This is a genomic window from Helicobacter mehlei, from assembly GCF_007280785.1.
Lineage (GTDB): Bacteria > Campylobacterota > Campylobacteria > Campylobacterales > Helicobacteraceae > Helicobacter > Helicobacter mehlei.
Genome location: NZ_VKGC01000007.1, coordinates 47,631 through 63,695, shown reverse-complemented (window position 1 = coordinate 63,695; position 16,065 = coordinate 47,631). Strand labels below are relative to the sequence as shown.

The window sequence follows — 16,065 nt, the reverse complement described above, 5'->3', positions numbered from 1 at the left end:
CTCTTTTAAAATATGGTCAGTGTAGTAGATTGAATTGACATAGTCAGCGACAATTTGCTTATCTTTGTCATTTTGGATATGCAAACCTTGATAGGGGATGTCTTTGGGAGTGAATTTGGCAAAAGATGGGGGGAAGCGGTCTTGGTAGAAGTAATGACTGCCCACCAAGTGGAAAAGAACAAGATTTTTACTCCCTAACTGCGCTCTAATCCGCGCGTTAAAAGTATCTATGAGGGCTTGATCATAGTCTCCAAAATTAGTCCATATCCGCTCACCAAAACGATCGGACAGAAGGCTAAAAACATTGGTGGTTGCTAATTGCTCGCGCTCTTGATTATCTAGCCAAAAAGTCTTGTAGCCTGCTGCACTAAAAATATTCCCGATGTTTTTTTGATTATACCAAGGCACAGAGCGGTTTTCCACATCGGAATAATTTAATAGGACTTTGAAAGTGGCGACCGTGTAGGCAAAGGGCGAAATGGTGTTTGTGAAGATAAATAAATTTTGCTCTCTCTCTCTCTCTCTTCTAAGTCACTTAAAAAGGGCGTATTGGGCACAGGATAACCATAGATTCCCATAAAATTTTTAGAGGCACTCTCGCCCACGATCAAAACCACATTGGGCACGCTGTCACTATCCACTTTGAGGTAATCTTTAGGTAGTGGTTCTCTGATGGCTTGCCAAATGGCTTGGTTATTGCTATATTCTTTCAGACTAGTATAAATGGCATGGCCTTCTCTGACAAGAGGAATCACCCGCTGGATTGTTTCATTAACACCATAAGGGATTCTTGAAAAGCCCTTGTCTTCCATAACGCCTCCGCTTGTCCCAGCAAGTTTGATAACATGCAAAGAAATCCCCAATATAAACATAGCAATTAAGGTGGCATGGATTTTCCGACTTAAACGCACATTGACGCGCACTACATAAAGAAACAACACGCAAAAGGACAACGCCCCCAATAAAACCCCACTATGGGGTAGCACCATATTTTCTAAAAAATCATGACTCTCTTTAGAGTTTGTGGCCAAGATTGTATCGATGGTGTTGGGCGTAAAGAGCATATCAAAGTAATGAGATAAAAAGAAATTAATCAAGGCAAATAAGAGACTAAGTCCTAAAAGCGTGTTTCTCAGCACCTTGACCACTAAGGGAGACTTGATCAAGGCAAAGAGGGCATAAAAAAGATAGAGCACTACAAATCCATAAAAAGCAATTTTAACTTCATAAGCGATCAAACATTTTAAACCCCGAGCATAAGGAGAAAACAAGCCTGCCACAATAGGGGCTAGCCACATCAGCCAAAATCGGTTGTCTAAAACCACTCTACCCAACCAAAGCTCCTTGAAAAAATGGGCATTATACGCCATGATAGCTTAAGGTGATTGATGGATGGTTGGTCTGGATGGGCTACCATGGTGCGTTTTAAAGGTGTGTCGTGGAAAAGATTGATTTGGAAAATGGGCGGTTAAAATTCACTAAAAAGAGCGATTGGAATCAGAAGATGATTGTCAATCGCCCCGATTGCAAGGCTATGTGGATGCGCCAAGAACACACTATCTTAGATATCCAAAGCCCCATACCCACATACCAAAAGTTTGGCAGTCTTTGAAGGCGATCGCTTTCATCTTGGCCCCTATTGGAAATACACACAGATGCTCCCTATGTGATAAGGGGGTGCAGACCACACCTGCCTAAATGGTGGTGCTCCAATCTTATGGGCTTTGTGATATAGGCGATGATTTGACCCTAGAGGTCCAAACTTCAAGCTATAGCTATATGGGTGTGTGCAGTTAAAACCCTAAGAGACTTGTAGCTAATTGTGCTTGTAAATTTGATCCCCACAATAAATTCTCTTTCTCTTGATATCAAACTGGGGGCTAAAGAGATTTTTAGATTCTAGATTATCTTTAGTGTGAATCCCCACGATGGGCAAAAGAGAGTGGATTAAATCATCGCTCATGAAGGGTTTATTGATAGCCTCTGCGATGGCTTTAACTTTATCAGGGTGTTTTTGCTTGAAAGTGTCAGTAACATAGATCACAAAGGGGATTTCTACTCCAAAGTTAGAACATTTATGCCCATAGGTGTTAGAACTCTCAAATATATCTTGAGCGTGATCGGAGAGATAAACAATGATTGCATCTTTATCTTGAAAGAGTTTAAAAATCTCTCCTAAAACATGATCGGTGTAATACAACGAATTGACATAATCGGCAATAATTTGCTTATCTTTGTCATTTTGGACATGCAAACCTTGATAGGGGATGTCTTTGGGAGTGAATTTGGCAAAAGATAGGGGAAAGCGGTCTTTGTAGAGGAGATGACTCCCCATTAAGTGGAATACGATGAGATTTTTAGCATCTAGTTTTGGGTGCACTTTGGTATTAAACAAGTCCAGCAAACTCATATCATCGGTGTTAAAAGAAGATGTCCATAAAACCACCCCAAAACGGCGGGGTAAAAGTTCAGTCGCGCTACTGCTCCTTGCAGGATATTGGTTGTCTAACCAAAAGGTTTGATAGCCTGCTAATTTAAAAACACCGCCCAAATCTTTTTGGCGATACCAAGGGATCTTGGCATTTTCGGTGTCGCTATAATTTAATAGAACTTGGAAATTTGCCTCCGTGTTGCTAAAAGCAGAGATGACATTGTCAAAGACAAAGAGGTTAGGCAGATTAAGCGAGTTTGTCTTCTCTCTCTCTCTCTTCTAAGCCACTTAAAAAGGGCGTATTGGGCACAGGATAACCATAGATTCCCATAAAATTTTTAGAGGCACTCTCGCCCACGATCAAAACCACATTGGGCACGCTATCAACATCCACTTTGAGGTAATCTTTAGGGTAAGGCTGGTTTAGGGCGTTTTGCACTACACTAGACCCCGCTTGCAAACTAAAATAAACTGCCCTAGTTTCTTTGATAAGGGGCAAGGTGTCCAACACTTCGGGTGGGGCTAGGTTAAGGCTCCCTATTTGGGCAGATAAATACGCCGTACGCCCCACATGTGCACCTATGCCAAACCCGATGAAACCCAGTAAAAATAGATTGAGTCGCCTAGAAATCACCCACTCAAAACGACACACCCATAAAAACAATGCGCAGCCAAAGATAAGGGCTAAGATTAAGAGGATAGAGGAAGTTTGGGATTTTAAAAAGGCTAGGGTTTCGGCTAGGTTAGTGTTGTATAGGGTCTGCAAAAGGACTTGGTTAAAATCCATGTTAAAGACATAACCCGCAAAAAAGCGTATAAAGGCACAAATAAGACTCAAGGCTAGGAGAACATTTTTCGCCCATTCTTGGAAATTTGGAGGCAAAAGGGCAAACAAGGCATAGAGGGTATAAAAAAACGCCCCACTATAAAAAGCTACTTTTAAGACAAATTTAAGTACATAGCTCATGTGCGCATCGGGGGAGAAAAACGCCGCTCCTACAAAAACCCCCCATGCCAAGAAAAAACGCCGATCGAGGCTCAAGCTAGGCAAATACTCTTTCAATTTGATCGCAAAGCATGTGGATGAGTAAAATATGCATCTCTTGAATTCTGGGGGTGTCTGTGCTGGGCACAATGAGATTAAAATCGCATAAGGCGCGCATTTTACCCCCGCCCCGACCACTTAAACCCAAAGTGCTCAAACCCAACTCTTGGGCTTTTTGCAGGGCTAAGAGTATATTGGCCGAATTGCCACTAGTAGAAATGCCAATGAAGCAATCCCCCTTTTGCCCCAAAGCCTCCACCTGCCTAGCAAAAACCCGATCATAGCCGTAGTCATTAGCGATGGCGGTTAGGGCTGAAGTGTCTGTGTTCAAAGCTATGGCGGGCAAACCCGCTCTTTCTCTCTTGTAACGCCCTGTCAGCTCGGCGGCAAAATGTTGGGCATCAGCGGCACTCCCCCCATTGCCCGCAACCAAAATCTTGCCCCCCTTTTGTAACGTGCCCACCAGCGCGCGCGCGCTCTGCTCTAAGGGGAAGCCTAAAGCTTGCAAACTCTCTTGAGCGGTCTGTATGTGGGCTAAAAATTCTTGTTGGATGAAGTCTTGCATGCCATTCCTTGTATTTTATGAATAATATCCGTGGTGGAGTTGCCTTTGACAAAATCGATCAAAACCACTTGTTCTACTAAATCACCCCCCACCACTTCTTGACCTTGATAATCCCCCCCCTTGACCAAAATATCAGGCTCAAGGGCCTTGATGATCTCTAGGGGTGTTTGTTCTTCAAAAATCACCACAAAATCCACGCATTCCAGCCCGGCCAAGATAAAAGCACGGCTAGCTTGATCGTGAATGGGACGGCTTGTCCCTTTAAGAGAACGCACCGAAGAGTCGCTATTTAAGCCCACCACCAAAATATCCCCCAGCTTTTTAGCCTCTTGCAGATAATGGACATGCCCTCTGTGCAAGAGATCAAAGCACCCATTGGTGAAAACCACCCGTTTAGGGCGGCTGGCTTGTAAAAGAGGTCTGAGGGCGTGGCGATCCAAGATTTTTTGCCCTTGGTGGTAGTGGCGTTGCAAAAATTCGAGCACTTCAGCATAACTAGCCCGCGCGCTCCCCACCTTGCCCACCACCACCGCCCCGCTGGCATTGGCAAACAAACACGCTTGGTGCAAATCATAGCCCAAAGCCAAACAAAAAGCCAAAGCGGCAATCACGCTATCCCCTGCTCCGCTCACATCATAGACCTCTCTAGCGATGGTGGGGATTTTCACTAATTGGTGGTGATCCAAAAACGCCATGCCCTGTTCGCTTAGGGTGATAAGAGGGGTGGCAATGTGCTGGTGTGTCTTAAAATGTTCTAGGGCTTGTTGCAAACTGGCATCATCTGTGATCTCAAGCCTTGTAGCGACTTGGGCTTCTTTTTTATTGGGGGTGATGAGACTGGCATGGCTGTATTTGGAATAATCCACGCCCTTAGGATCACACAAGATGGGCTTTTTAGCCTTATTAGCTAGAGTGATCAAGGCTTGGCACAAGGACACGCTCAAGACCCCCTTATTGTAATCTGAGAGCACCAATGCATCGGCTGTTTGCAACAAGGAGCTAGCTAGATTCAAGATCGCTTGTTCAAGTTCAAGACTTAAGGGGTCTTGGCTTTCGCAATCGATACGCAAGACTTGCTGTTTGCCAACCATCACACGGCTTTTTAAAGAAGTGGGGCGGTTAGGATCGCTTAAGACCCCAGCGGTGGAGATATTAAGTTGGGCTAATTTGTTTAAAAGCCACCCTCTGGGCTCATCAGCCCCCACCACCCCGCACAGACTCACGCGCGCTCCTAGGGCGATTAAATTATCCGCCACATTCCCAGCCCCCCCCAAGCTGTAAGTTTCCTTTTGCACTTTCACAACTGGCACAGGAGCTTCTGGGGAGAGTCTGTCACTAGTGCCCCAAATGTAGCGATCCACAATGAGATCACCCACGACCAATACATGGGGTGGAGTGGTAGGGGGGGTTAAGAATGCGTCTAACATTAACTGGGGTTGGCGTATTTTTTGATCACGGGCAAGTAAGTCTGAATCCCCTGCTCTAGATTGTAGATGGGGGCATAGCCCAAATCAGCATGTGTGGCTTGGATGTCCGCACAAGTGTGTTTTTGGAAAAAGGGATAGGGGTTTTTGATGTAATTAACCTTGAAATCCCCTAATTCCTTTTGCAAAATCTCCACAATTTCATTGTAACTACGCCCCATGCCATAACCCACATTATAAACCCCACTTTTGGCTGCCACCATCGCCTTTACGCTGGCTTGGATCACATCTTCAATATAGACAAAATCGCGTTGTTGTTCCCCAAACTCAAAAAGTTTCACTTCTTTGTGGCGCAGGGCTTGCAAGCCCAGTTGTAAAATCATGGAGGCACTTTTGTCCTTGTAAAATTCCCCCGGACCATAGACATTAAAATAACGCAAGCCCACAATGGGCATGAAACTCTCTTGGGCGAAACTGAGCGCGCTTTTATCCATGTGCAACTTGGAAAAACCATAAATATTTTCTGGCACTTCATCAAAACCCACGCGGTTAGGCGCGTTTGTGTTGCCATAAACCCCAGCCGAAGAGGCATAAATGACTCGGGCTTCTTGTTTTTCAGCAATTCTTAAGAGTTTCAAAAAAGCGTGGTGGTTGGTTTGCATCACCAGTTGTTGGTTGGTGTTGGTGGTGTCCGAGATAGCCGCTAGGTGGAAGAGATAATCAAACTCGATTTTTTTAAGTGCATTTAAATTATGCGTGATGTCTGCGCTGATGATCTCGCCCTCAAAGCCAATCAAGTTTTTAAAATGCCCCAAACTATTGGGTTCTCCACCTCTAAAGCGATCCAGCACAATCACACGCGCCCCGGGGTGGTGCTTTTGGAAATAAAAAGCTAGATTGCTCCCAATAAAGCCCGCTCCCCCGGTGATCACGATCGTTTTATTTTCTAAAGTATTAGGAATATATGCCATGCCAGTCCTTTCTGCTAGGATTATAACACACAAGCCAAGCCTAGAGCTTTAAAAACTCTGGGACCTGCTGGAGATGATCTATTTTAAAAAGCCTTCTATGGGGCAAAAAGGAACTACTAGGCTTGAGCCAAAGATTGATCCCAAACCCTGCGCCCAAGCCAAATTGCATATCACTCCATTGATCGCCTAACATGATACTTTGATCAAGATTAATTGCAAAATCACGCAAGGCAAGCTCAAGCATGCCTAAATTGGGTTTGCGGCAAGCACAGCGCGCACGGGGCAGATGAGGGCAGTGATAAATGGCATCTAGACCGACCCCCCCATAGGCACGCAACAACGCTTGCATGTGGGCATTTAATTCCAAAAAATCTTGTTGGCAATAATACCCCCGGGCGATGCCTGATTGGTTGGTTACCACGATCAAGAGATATCCCAAATCCTTAGCCCTTTTGCAAACATCTAAAATACCCGGGAGCAACTCAAAATCTAATGGGTGGGACACATAACCCTTATTGACATTGATCACCCCATCGCGATCCAAGAACAACGCCTTTTGCCCCATCAATGCCCCATGTGCATGTGGTGGGTGTGCCCTTGCAACATGACCACGCCCATGTAAATGTTATAACCCCCAAAGCCCAACATCATCAAAAAGGCAAGTTTTTTAAACAAGACCTTAAGAGCTGAGTTTAAAAACCGCCCCAAGAGCAAGCCAAAGACAAACATGGGCAAGAAGGTTGCAAATCCAAGAGTCAATAACACTTCCAACGAACGCATGGCATTGGGCTGGGCTAAAGCACTCAAAACAAACCAATAGACCATTGAACAGGGCAAAAGTCCATTGATCAAGCCCAAAACATACAAGCTAGAAAGTCGAGGTGCACCTAGAGTGGCTCTAAAGAGGCGGTTTAAAAAACCCATAGCAAGATTGGCTTTAAATCTCAAGGCATAGCCCAGAGCAAAACCAATCATCAAGATGCCCATGACAATAAAAATAATGGCTTGTAAATGCGTGCGATCCAAATCCCACACATGGCTAACCCATTCTAAAAGCCCTCTAAAACCCAAGAAGGCTAAGATTCCCACCAAGACATACATGCTAATGCGCCCCAAAGAATAGAGGGTATGCCCTAGCATTTGTTGTTTTAAAGAGGTGGTGGGGTTGAATTTGCTTTGGCAATAAGCCAGCACAATCCCCCCACACATCCCCACACAATGCCCCAAAGACATTAAAGAGCCATTGATAAAATAGGCTAGAAGCTCCATTAAGCCTTGAGGCTCTCTAATTTTTGGGCGATGGCGTGTTGCATACCCTCAAAAACCAATAATTCATTATAAATGGCTTGGGGGAAAAAGGTGGCCAAGAACTTCCCATCACCCCCCGTGAAATAAGCTTTTTTATCCCCGATGATCTCTGTGAGCACTAATAACACCGATTTTAAAGCCCCAAAACTCAAGGCTTGGGCGGTGTTTTGGGGGAGAATGTCTAGGGGTATGCGCACATTGATGGGGTGATTAAGCACTTTAGAGATGCTTTTGTAGGCTTGTTGGTAAGCCCCAAACCCAGGCAACAACACCCCGCCCACATGCACGCCATGATCCATCACATCTATACTAATGGCACTCCCTGCATCGATCACCACCCCACTTTTAAGCCCCAAGCCCAAACATGCCGCCTTGCGATCCACGCCCAAACCCTCATAGGTGGTCTCTAAATGCAATAAAGAGGCGATGTTATAGCAAGGGTGGTAAGCCTTGATCAAGAGTTCCTCATTTTTGGGACTCACACTGATATAGTAGAGATCGCCCTCTAGTTTGTTGGTATCTAGAGCATTGGGGCTATTCTTCCACACCCTAGAACCATTGTAAAAGTGTAAATGGGTGTTGCCAATGTCGCACAAAATCATGGGTGGCTCAAATCCAAATAGGCGCGATCGTAATAAATCTTATCTTTGCTATAAAAGCTCATTTTGTCCAACTTGCCCAAAAAGCTTTTGGAAACCCCTTTGAGGCGATAGACGCGGTAATCATTGAATTGTTCCAAATTGACTTCGACCAAATAGCCCTGTCTCTCTAGGGTGAAGAGCTTTTTATCGGTTACCACAAGGGAGTTAAGGATGGCAAAGGGCAACTTGACCTCTTCCATGCTCTTGTCATTGAGGGTTTGATCCATCTGTAAAATCCGCCCATCTAAGGTTAGCACATAAATATGATGGTTGTGGTAGAGCACATCTACAATGTCTGCATCAAAGTTAAATTCCTGCCCGGAGATGACTGAAACCAAACGCTTGCCCGTAGCCGCAAACATGTTTTCATCTTGGACTTTTAGATAGATCACATTGTTAAAAAACTTCTCACTATTGAGCACGATATTACGCACTACGCGCGGTTCTTTTGCGCTCACATCCACCACTAACAAACGCCCATCTAACATGGGGAACACCACCACCGTGTCCAAAAACACTGGTGCAGCCACCAAAGAGTTGATCGCCGCACTTGAAGAGCCTTTTTCGCTAAAAATGAGCTTTTTAGTCTTGGTGTCATAAATGTTGGCAGAATTATCCGCTGTAACAATGGCTAGGCGATCCTTTTTAAGGTTAGCACTCAATGGATAGGCATCTAAAGGGATGAGGATTGAGGGCTTGGCACTTGAGATCGCCACAAGCTCCAAGTGGTGGCAACGATCGTGCAAGATCACATTTTGATCGATGGCTTGGATATTCTCCACGATCTCTGCCTGGGCTTGTTTATCGGTGAGAACTTTCATTTTTTTCTTGGGAGCTTTGGTTTTGCTTTCTTGAGGTGTGCGCCAACAATCCCGTGCTAAGATGTAGTAATCTTGGCTTTTATTCAAAAAAGAGGTTTCTTTATCCAAATCTTTGCCTAATTTTAAGGGCGTGATGCCCTCCAAGTCAATCACACCCCCATTTTTTAAGATTGCACCATAGCGATTGACAAAAACAAGACTATCATTTAGGGGGCGATCAAAGGAGAGAACACCCTTGATTTTAGAGGCGGGGGGGGTAAAATTTTTACGCCCATTGCACCCAAAAAAGATCAAAGAGAGCAGAATAATCCAAAAAACCCCCCTCATGGATTAACCTTACTCGCCCCTTGTACGCCATGAGCGGGGTAGTGCTTGAGGATGCTCACAATTTGGTAAAGACTAGATGTGGGATCGATTACGTTCAAGACCTTTTGGACCTCTTGGGGTTGTTTGTGTTCTTGGTAGAGCAAATAGGCTTTTTGCAAGGCGATCAAATCTTGCATTTTGGGTAAATTCAGCGTTTGCAAGGTTTTTAAATCTTTTTGGTAAGAGGCGTAGTAATAGGTGGCTAGGGATCGCACTAAAGAGTTTGGAGAATTTTTAAGCCTTAGGAGGGCTTGGGCATCTTGACTTTTGAGGGCTTGAGCATAGGTGTAGAGATCGTAGAGTTCTTGTGAGGTTGTTTTAAGCCGATCTAAAACAGCCACATTGTTGGGGTTTTGCAACACCTCGTTATAAACAGCCGTGATCTCTTGGTTTTTTTTCTCCTGCTTGTATTCTAAAAACTTCGTATAGACCACCCAAAGCACCACCCCCACCACAACCACCAACAAAACATACTTATATTTGTGGTAGAGTTTCTCTAGGCGAAAAGCACTCTCTAGAAGTTTCTCATCACCTCTAAACTCCTCTTGAACTTGTTTGAGATTTTCTTTAATACCCATTTATCTCCCTATTGTATCCCAGAACTCCCAAAGCCCCTAGCTCCTCTCAAGCTCGCTCCCAACGCCCCCACCTCTTCAAATTCTGCCCTGCACACAGAAGATAACACCGCTTGGGCGATGCGATCGCCTGCTTTGATGCTAAAGGGCGCATTGCCTAAATTCATCAAAATCACTTGCAATTCCCCCCGATAGTCGCTATCAACGGTGCCCGGAGAGTTTAAAACCATGATTTGGTGCTTTAAAGCCAGACCACTACGCGAACGCACCTGCACCTCTAAACCCACCTCTAGCTCCATAGCTAACCCGGTCCGCACCAAAGCGATACTTTGCGGGGCGATCTCTAAGGATTGCAAAGCACACAGATCAAATCCGCTAGCCCCGGGACTTTGGTAACGCGGAATTTTAGCATCCGGATGGAGTTTTTGGATTTTAATCTTGGGCATAGTTGATGTCTTGATAATAGATGTCTAAAATCTCAAACTCATTTTCTCCTGAGGGCAAAACTACACTCACCTCATCGCCCTTTTGCTTGCCCATCAAACTTTTAGCAATGGGCGAGCCACAAGAGATCAACCCCCTAGCTGGGTCGCTCTCCACACTCCCCACGATGGTGTAAGAATATTCTTTATCTGTATCTAAGTTGAGGATTTTAACCGTGCTCCCAAAACTCACCTTTTGGTGACTCAAAGTGGAAGGGTCGATCACTTGGGCATTGGCCAAAAGACGACTCAAATCATTGATGCGCGCTTCAATAAAAGCTTGCTTCTCTTTAGCCGCGTGGTATTCGGCATTTTCTTTTAAATCGCCATGCTCTCTGGCCCGATCGATCTCCTTGACAATATAGGGGCGCTCAACTTCCTTGAGCCTCTTTAATTCGGCACGAATCTTTTCATAGCCATAAACGCTCATGGGTTCTTTCATCAACTCTCCTTAACGCAAACTGGGATTATATAAAAAGCATGGTTAAAGGGCTATTAAATACGCCTAAAGCAAAAGCTAGGGGGGTTGTGTTAATATGCGTTTTAGCAAACTTGAAAGGCGTAACATCCAAACTCTAAAAGACCCCCACTTTTCTAAAGAAAGTTTTCGGGCAGCATGCAAGAGGGTATGGCGTGCTCAGAACGCATGGGACATTAGGGATCACAAGATCGTGGCGCGTTTAAAAGCGATTTTAACCGCAATTAAAGCCCGCCATATCTTAATCTACTCTCCCATGCCAAGAGAAGCTGATATTAGGGCCTTGATCAAATGGTTGCGCCCTAAAGCAAAATTGTTAGTGCCCATCACCCAAGCACAGGGTTTGAAAATTGCACCCTACCGCCTGCCCTTGCAAAAAAATGCTTACCAAATTTTAGAGCCATGCCTCTCAAGTTTAGCGACCCGGACTTTAGATGTGGTGCTTGTACCTATTTTGGGCTTAGAGGGGGCTTATCGGCGTATTGGTTTTGGCAAAGGCTTTTACGATCGCTTTTTTGCCACTCTCAAAACACGCCCCTACACGATTTTTATCAGCAGAAAACTCCTCTACACACCCCAACTCTTAGGGCAAGCCCATGACATTTCTGCCTCTTTATGTGTGGATCAAAACCATCTATACCAACCTAAAAACAAAATCAAAAGGAAATCCCATGACAAATATATTTTTAAACACGCTGTCCTTATGCGTCCTCACGGGTGCTAGTGTCTTTTGGCTGACTCGGCGTTTTTTGGGCACCCAACGCCAAAGTATCCTCAAGCAGGCAAAAGCTAAGGCCGATATGTTGCTTTATCAAGCCCAAGTGCTCTACCAAACTAAAGAGGTCGAGTCCCAAACCTTGATCCAGCAACTCCAACAAGAATATGCCCGCCAAGTGCAAGAAAATGCCCAAGATTACCAAAACAAATTGGACGCGCTCAAATCCTATGAAAACCAGCAAAAAAAGCAATGGAATCTCCAAAACCAACAGCTTAACCAAACTAAACAAGAGCTCCAAGCCTTCCAACAAGAACTCCAAAGAGAAAAATACACCCAAGAACAAATTTCTCAAGAATGCGCCAAACTCAAACAAGAAGCCTTAAACGCCCTCATGGAATGTGCAGGTTATACCAAAGAGGAGGCTCAAGAGATCGTGTTGCGCCGTCTGGAAGAGGATTTGATCTTGCAAAAAAGTGCCTTAATCCGCCGGTATGAAAAACAAGCCAAAAAAGAAGCCAAAGAGCGCGCGCATTTTATCATCGCCCAAGCCACCGCACGCTTTGCTAGCAGTTTTGCGATGGAGAATTTAACCAGCGTGGTTGCTTTGCCCGATAGTGACTTTATTGGGCGCATCATTGGCAAAGAAGGCAAAAACATCGACACCTTCAAACGCATTAGTGGCGTGGAAGTGATCATTGATGAAGATTCTAAAACCATCACTTTGAGCTGCTTTAATCTGTATCGGCGTGAGATCGCTACAAGGACTTTAGAGCAGTTGATTCAAGATGGGCGTATCCAGCCTGCCCGCATTGAGATGGTCTATAAACGTGTGGAAGCAGGCATGGAGGAGGCAATTTTGCAAGAAGCTGAGGAAGTGATCCTAGATCTCAAGCTTGATTCGATGCCCGAAGAATTAAAACACCTGCTGGGGCGTATGCGTTACCGCACCAGTTATGGGCAAAATGCCTTGATCCACTCTATAGAGGTTGCTATTTTGGCTGGGACTATCACCGAGCAACTGGGGGGGGATTGCAAATTAGCCAGACGCGCGGGGATTTTGCATGACATTGGTAAAGCCTTGACACCCGAACATGGGGGCGATCATGTGGAATTGGGTGCTGAGGTGTGTAGACGGCATAACGAACACCCCGTTGTGCTCAATGCCATTTTTGCCCACCACGATCGCGAGGAGATCAAGAGCATTGAATGTGCAGCCGTGTGTGCGGCCGATGCGCTCTCTGCTAGCCGCCCGGGAGCTAGACGCAAAGAATCAGAGAACTTCTTAAACCGCATGCAGGATTTGGAGCGCATTGCCAGCCAAAAAAGCGGTGTGGAAAAGGTCTTTGCCATGGATGCGGGGCGTGAAGTGCGCGTCATTGTGTGCCCAGAAACCATCAACGATGCCAAAATCCCCCTTTTAGCCCGGGATATTGCTAAAGAAATCCAAAACAATTTGCAATATCCCGGTGAGGTGGTGGTGCATGTGATTCGAGAAAGGCATGCCAAAGCAGTGGCACGTTAAACTTAGTCTTGCTAGAAATGCGAGGCTATGGGCCTTAATTTTGTTTGAAAGGGGCAGGGTGAATTTGGGAACTAAGATTTTAGGGAACATTTTGTTGTTCCTAGTCATTATGGGCGTGGTTATAGTCGTGGTGGCAGACTACAAGCAACACAACTTGGTTAAAAATCTTGTGAAGGTTATGCAAGAAGATGGAATCGCAAAAAAAGAAGCTTCTTTGCGCTACATGTACGAACTTATTGAAGAGGGGATTAAACACTATTACCGCATCCAACCCAAAGAGGAGGCGTTAAAATCCACTCTAAGCTATTTAAAAGACATCAATGATGATCGGAGCATTGTCTATATCGTGGCGGTGGATAGGGAAGGGAGAGTGCTCTTTGATCCGGTCAATCCAAGCACAGTGGGTAAGATTGGGTTGGATTTGACGAGCGTAGATGGTGTGCGGTATGTCAAAAGTTTTGTGGAGGAAGCCAATAAGGGAGGTGGGTTCATCCACTATAAAATGCCTAAAGTGGCCGGGGGCGTGCCCGAGCCCAAGGTAGCTTATAGCCATTATGATTCCACCAGTGGCATGATTCTTGTCACCACTTCTTATTACAGCGATATTTTGAAAGAATTTGATGTGCTAGAGAAGCAATCACGAAAAGAAGTTTTGGCTAACTCACGGGTTTTGATGCAGTGGATTGGGGGCGTGGTGGCTTTTTTGATTCTCGTCTCCACGATCCTTATGCGTGTAACGGTTGTGAGGCAATTGAACAATCTAGTTACTAAAATACACAATTTTGGGCAGGGGGATAAGGATTTGACCAAGCGCATTGAGGTTAATAACCGCAAGGATGAGATCGGGCAAGCCGGGCTTGGAATCAACACCTTTGTAGAAAATATCCAAGCTTTTGTGAAAAGCATGAAAAATAATAGCGTGAATAACAAAGCCCTAGCCGATCAGCTCAATAATGTGATCACCAGTAGCCATGTCAGCATGAAGGAAAATGCCAGCATGATCAATGCCTTGCATTTGCAATCCAATGAGCTATCTTCTGGCGTGCTCCAGTCTGTGCAAGAGGCTAAGGGGGTGGGGGATAAATTGTTGCAAACCCAACAAGCTATCCAGCAATCCAATGAATCCCTAGCCGCCATGCTAGCGCATATTCTAGAGGCGGCCAAGACAGAGGAGGAGTTAGCCACCAAAGTGGAACATTTGAGCAAAAATGCCGATAGCGTGAAAAATATTTTGCATATCATTAACGACATTGCCGATCAGACCAATTTATTAGCCTTGAATGCCGCCATCGAAGCCGCCCGTGCGGGCGAGCATGGCAGAGGCTTTGCCGTGGTGGCTGATGAGGTGCGCAATTTGGCAGGTAGAACCCAAAAGAGTCTAGCAGAGATCAATTCCACCATCGGGCTTATCGTGCAAGAGATCAATGATGTGAGCACCCAGATGAACTTAAATTCTAAAAAGATCGAGGAATTGAGTGTCGGGAGCTTGGAAGTGCAGGAGAAATTTAAGAATATGAGCGCAGATGTGGGCGTGGTGGTGCAAAACACCCATGATTTTATCGCTAACTACACACAAACCGGGCAGAGCATTAAGGATATGGCAGGCAAGCTCACCCAAGTGGAGAACACCACGCATAAAACCCTCAACGATGCCACGCAAATTGCCAATTTGGCAAATTCCTTACACACCTCCACCACAGACTTAGATGCCGACATCAACCAGTTTAAAACTTAAAGGTCTTCTCTTAAAAAGCCATAAGCCCAAACTTTGGGCTGGATTTGCTTAGCTAGGGCGTTGAGCGTGTCTTTGAGGGTGGCATAGAGGGTTTTATAGTGCTCATCTTTGGATTTGCTAGGGGGGTTAAGCACGCCCCTAGCATTGCGCCCGCTGAAAAATTCCTTGATGTCATAGAGTCCGGCATTGGGGTTATAATTTTGGGTGTGCCCGGCTTGGTGGTGGTAATAGGCATACAGAGCCTGCCCGGCTTGCAAGACCTCTTGGGCTAATGGGCTAAAGATGAGAGGTGTGGGGGTGCTAAAAAGGTGGCTCTTCTTGCCTTTTAGAAAGTCTAGGAGCGCATGGCTTTTATAGGCAGCTTTGGCATTAATGGAGGTTTCGCTAAAGGGGATGAAATGGTTATCCCCATGCACACAAGAGATGCGGTTTTGGGTGTGCAAAAGCATGAAAGCCAGGCAATCATGTAAAAATTCCAAATCATGTTGCCATGTATCATTATAGGGGGCGTAGAATTGATCGCGATCGTTGATCCAAGTGGGTTTAATGCAAAGCCGCACGGCAAAATAGACAGACATGGGGAGGAGGTTTTGAGCGCTCACACAAGTAAAAAGGTGTTTTTTAATGTCATTGGGGCTTAGGGTGTTGTCAAGATTTACCGTATTATTGTGTTGTATGTCTGAGCCTGCCATTTTCATATAGGCTAAGGTGTCGCCCTTTTTGTCATAAAAGCCCCGCAACCACTCTATAATGCTTTTGGTGCGATCCAAATGCGCTCCAAACCCCTTCACCCCCAAAAAATTCCCCGCCAAATCGTAAATGTCTAAGAAAATGGGTTGCATTCAAGTCTCTTAAAGTGAGGATACGGAATAATAGTGCCAGTGTTTAGGGCGGGCAAACCCGCCCCAAGTGATCTAGTTAAGCTGTGAGACCAACACTGCCAAGATCACTAGCACTATTACCAATCTTTGCATGGTGGCTTC

At 45.3% G+C, this 16,065-nt stretch carries 19 protein-coding genes; 4 read left to right on the top strand and 15 right to left on the bottom strand.

The window, feature by feature from the left end; all coding sequences use genetic code 11:
• A partial coding sequence (locus FNE76_RS08685; protein WP_268903669.1) for a sulfatase-like hydrolase/transferase occupies positions 1-480 on the bottom strand: 480 nt, incomplete at its 3' end.
• Entirely contained in the window at positions 435-1,325 is an 891-nt protein-coding gene (locus FNE76_RS08680; protein ID WP_143928390.1) for a sulfatase-like hydrolase/transferase, read from the bottom strand. The genes FNE76_RS08680 and FNE76_RS08685, both read right to left, overlap by 46 nt.
• A 113-nt stretch (positions 1,326-1,438) precedes the next feature.
• On the opposite strand from FNE76_RS08680, the gene FNE76_RS08235 reads away from it, so the two are divergent.
• The gene (locus FNE76_RS08235) at positions 1,439-1,612 is read left to right on the top strand and encodes a hypothetical protein (RefSeq protein ID WP_162983027.1); all 174 of its coding nucleotides are present in this window, start codon (positions 1,439-1,441) and stop codon (positions 1,610-1,612) included.
• A 204-nt stretch (positions 1,613-1,816) separates the two neighbouring features.
• Here the strand turns inward: FNE76_RS08235 and FNE76_RS04185 are convergent, their stop codons facing one another.
• Genes FNE76_RS04185 through greA form a run of 12 tightly spaced genes read right to left on the bottom strand, consistent with a single transcriptional unit; the run spans position 1,817 to position 11,074 of the window.
• Entirely contained in the window at positions 1,817-2,647 is an 831-nt protein-coding gene (locus FNE76_RS04185) for a phosphoethanolamine transferase (protein WP_143928389.1), read from the bottom strand.
• A 31-nt stretch (positions 2,648-2,678) separates the two neighbouring features.
• The gene (locus tag FNE76_RS04180; protein ID WP_185962991.1) at positions 2,679-3,482 is read right to left on the bottom strand and encodes a sulfatase-like hydrolase/transferase; all 804 of its coding nucleotides are present in this window, start codon (positions 3,480-3,482) and stop codon (positions 2,679-2,681) included.
• A complete protein-coding gene (gmhA, locus tag FNE76_RS04175) occupies positions 3,475-4,041 on the bottom strand; it encodes a D-sedoheptulose 7-phosphate isomerase (RefSeq protein WP_120947358.1) in 567 nt (188 codons plus the stop codon). The genes FNE76_RS04180 and gmhA overlap by 8 nt, the downstream gene beginning before the upstream one ends.
• On the bottom strand, positions 4,011-5,468 hold the full coding sequence (rfaE1, locus tag FNE76_RS04170) for a D-glycero-beta-D-manno-heptose-7-phosphate kinase (RefSeq protein WP_120947357.1): 1,458 nt from the start codon (positions 5,466-5,468) through the stop codon (positions 4,011-4,013). The genes gmhA and rfaE1 overlap by 31 nt, the downstream gene beginning before the upstream one ends.
• Positions 5,468-6,436: an ADP-glyceromanno-heptose 6-epimerase gene (rfaD, locus tag FNE76_RS04165; protein WP_120947356.1), complete on the bottom strand. Its 969-nt coding sequence runs from the start codon at positions 6,434-6,436 to the stop codon at positions 5,468-5,470. The genes rfaE1 and rfaD overlap by 1 nt, the downstream gene beginning before the upstream one ends.
• A gap of 40 nt (positions 6,437-6,476) precedes the next feature.
• Positions 6,477-7,001, bottom strand: a complete 525-nt coding sequence (locus FNE76_RS04160) for a D-glycero-alpha-D-manno-heptose-1,7-bisphosphate 7-phosphatase (protein WP_120947355.1) — start codon at positions 6,999-7,001, stop codon at positions 6,477-6,479.
• Entirely contained in the window at positions 7,001-7,705 is a 705-nt protein-coding gene (locus FNE76_RS04155; protein ID WP_120947354.1) for a sulfite exporter TauE/SafE family protein, read from the bottom strand. Before FNE76_RS04155 ends, FNE76_RS04160 begins: the two co-directional genes overlap by 1 nt.
• Positions 7,705-8,346: a type III pantothenate kinase gene (locus FNE76_RS04150; RefSeq protein ID WP_120947353.1), complete on the bottom strand. Its 642-nt coding sequence runs from the start codon at positions 8,344-8,346 to the stop codon at positions 7,705-7,707. The genes FNE76_RS04155 and FNE76_RS04150 overlap by 1 nt, the downstream gene beginning before the upstream one ends.
• Positions 8,343-9,533 (bottom strand): hypothetical protein, encoded by a 1,191-nt coding sequence (locus FNE76_RS04145; protein WP_120947352.1) that lies wholly within the window; start codon positions 9,531-9,533, stop codon positions 8,343-8,345. The genes FNE76_RS04150 and FNE76_RS04145 overlap by 4 nt, the downstream gene beginning before the upstream one ends.
• Positions 9,530-10,150 (bottom strand): hypothetical protein, encoded by a 621-nt coding sequence (locus FNE76_RS04140; RefSeq protein ID WP_120947351.1) that lies wholly within the window; start codon positions 10,148-10,150, stop codon positions 9,530-9,532. The genes FNE76_RS04145 and FNE76_RS04140 overlap by 4 nt, the downstream gene beginning before the upstream one ends.
• Positions 10,151-10,158: 8 nt before the next feature.
• Positions 10,159-10,593 (bottom strand): dUTP diphosphatase, encoded by a 435-nt coding sequence (dut, locus tag FNE76_RS04135; RefSeq protein ID WP_120947350.1) that lies wholly within the window; start codon positions 10,591-10,593, stop codon positions 10,159-10,161.
• A complete protein-coding gene (greA, locus tag FNE76_RS04130) occupies positions 10,580-11,074 on the bottom strand; it encodes a transcription elongation factor GreA (protein WP_120947349.1) in 495 nt (164 codons plus the stop codon). The genes dut and greA overlap by 14 nt, the downstream gene beginning before the upstream one ends.
• Positions 11,075-11,165: 91 nt before the next feature.
• Between greA and FNE76_RS04125 the strand changes: the two genes are divergently transcribed.
• From FNE76_RS04125 to FNE76_RS04115, 3 genes are read left to right on the top strand one after another with little or no spacing between them, the layout of a single operon-like run.
• Entirely contained in the window at positions 11,166-11,831 is a 666-nt protein-coding gene (locus FNE76_RS04125) for a 5-formyltetrahydrofolate cyclo-ligase (RefSeq protein ID WP_120947348.1), read from the top strand.
• Positions 11,779-13,347 carry a ribonuclease Y gene (gene rny / locus FNE76_RS04120; protein ID WP_120947347.1) on the top strand — a complete coding sequence of 523 codons (1,569 nt, stop codon included), beginning with the start codon at positions 11,779-11,781 and terminating at the stop codon, positions 13,345-13,347. Before FNE76_RS04125 ends, rny begins: the two co-directional genes overlap by 53 nt.
• 58 nt (positions 13,348-13,405) lie before the next feature.
• On the top strand, positions 13,406-15,082 hold the full coding sequence (locus FNE76_RS04115) for a methyl-accepting chemotaxis protein (RefSeq protein ID WP_120947346.1): 1,677 nt from the start codon (positions 13,406-13,408) through the stop codon (positions 15,080-15,082).
• On the opposite strand, the gene FNE76_RS04110 is transcribed toward FNE76_RS04115, so the two are convergent.
• Positions 15,079-15,924 (bottom strand): nucleoside 5-triphosphatase RdgB (dHAPTP, dITP,XTP-specific), encoded by an 846-nt coding sequence (locus FNE76_RS04110; RefSeq protein ID WP_120955738.1) that lies wholly within the window; start codon positions 15,922-15,924, stop codon positions 15,079-15,081. The genes FNE76_RS04115 and FNE76_RS04110 overlap by 4 nt on opposite strands.
• Between the last annotated feature and the right edge of the window lie 141 nt (positions 15,925-16,065).